This window comes from Streptomyces sp. NPDC002130 (assembly GCF_040296465.1).
Taxonomy (GTDB): Bacteria; Actinomycetota; Actinomycetes; order Streptomycetales; family Streptomycetaceae; genus Streptomyces.
In genome coordinates this window covers 1-1576 of sequence record NZ_JBEOXI010000741.1, presented here as the reverse complement: position 1 = coordinate 1576, position 1576 = coordinate 1, and the positions used below count along the sequence as shown (strand labels likewise).

The following is a 1576-nucleotide window of genomic DNA, read 5'->3' as shown; positions in this document are numbered from 1 at the left end:
CGCCGCGACCCCACAGCCCCCACTCGCCAGCGCCGCCGAAAGGGCGAACGAGCAAAACTATCGGGCACCACCCAACTTCTCCTGGCCGTCGGAATAGGCGCAGGCGCCACCGTCTACTACCTGAGCGGATGGCTCTTCACGCTCTTCCTCGTCCCCGCCCTTCTCGTGGGTCTGCCCTACCTCCTGAGTCGACCGGAAGCCGAACACCAGATCAGTCGCTTGTCCTCGATGGACGAATGGACACGCAACTTGTCGAGCAGCATGCGAGCCGGCTCCGGAATCGAACACACCATCATCTCGACCCCCATCCCAGAAACGCTGAAAGACGAGATCACCGCCTTCATCAACAGGCTCCGCAACAATGTCCCACCCGCCGAAGCGGTCACACGATTCGCATCCGACCTCAACGACAGCGTCGGTGACAAGATCTGCGGCGCCCTCCTTCTCGCCATGCAACTGCGTGGTGTCGGCCTGGCCAACGTCCTCGAAGGCCTCGCCGAAGACGTAGGCGACACCGTCGCCCGCCGCCGCCGCATCGAAGCGGACCGCAAATCGACTCGAACACAAGCCAAATGGGTCACCATCATCACCATCGCCGTCCTCGCCGCAGCGTTCGCCTTCACAAACTTCATGGAGCCCTACCGTTCAGGCGGAATGCAGATCGTCCTACTGATCCTGCTGACGCTCTTCGCGGCGGACCTGTACTGGATGAAACAAGCCACCAAGCCGCCGGTCTACCCGCGGTTCATCGGAACCAACGACCGCGTCGAACGCACTGACCTCGTAGGAGCGCAGCGATGAGCATCACCATGACGATCATCGTCTACACCAGCGTCGGCACAATCGGCATCTACCTCGTGGCCCTGTACTTCCTGCGAGCCCAACCCGCCCTCACCGACGTGATGTCCAGAATGTCCGGACCCGCGCCGGAAAAGGCAAACACCGCAGGGACATCACTCGTCGACGGGCTCGCCAACAGGCTCGGCCTGCGCGTACACCCCTACCTACAAGACAGCCGATTCCTCACCCTCCCCACAGCGGACCTCTCACTGCTGCACAAAGATCCGGCGCACGTACTTGGCGAAAAACTTGTCGCAGCGTTCTTCGGCCTGCTGATCTTCCCGATACTCAACCTGGTCCTGACAGCGTTCGGACTGGGATTGGCATGGTCGATGCCGGCGATCCTCTCACTCGCGACCGCCGTCTTCCTCTTCATGATTCCCGACATCGACATCCGTCGACGCGCAGCTGCCGCTCGCGCCGAATTCGCACAGGCTCTCAGCTCCTACATCGACCTCGTCGCGCTATGCCGACGAGGCGGAGTCGGATCCACGCAATCCCTCGAGATCGCCGCCCAAGTCGGCGACAGCTGGGTGTTCCTCCGACTCGACGAGGAACTCTACGAAGCGGGCCGCTCCGGCGAAGCGCCCTGGAGTGCTCTCACACGCGTCTCGCAGCAGCTCGGACTCGCAGAACTCGGCGACCTCGCAGACATCATGACCTCTCCCGAGGCGCGGGCCACACCCTCCTCGTCGAAGCCGACGCCAAAGCCGTGCGTACGGTCCGCGAGAACGTG

General features: G+C 62.8%; 1 protein-coding gene and 1 pseudogene. Both read left to right on the top strand.

Annotated elements, in window-relative coordinates; all coding sequences use genetic code 11:
• The coding region (locus tag ABT116_RS45040) for a type II secretion system F family protein (protein WP_351646817.1) at positions 1-801 on the top strand (801 nt) is incomplete at its 5' end.
• 700 nt (positions 802-1501) lie between these two features.
• A pseudogene (locus ABT116_RS45035) lies at positions 1502-1576 on the top strand (16S rRNA (guanine(966)-N(2))-methyltransferase RsmD); the annotation flags it as partial.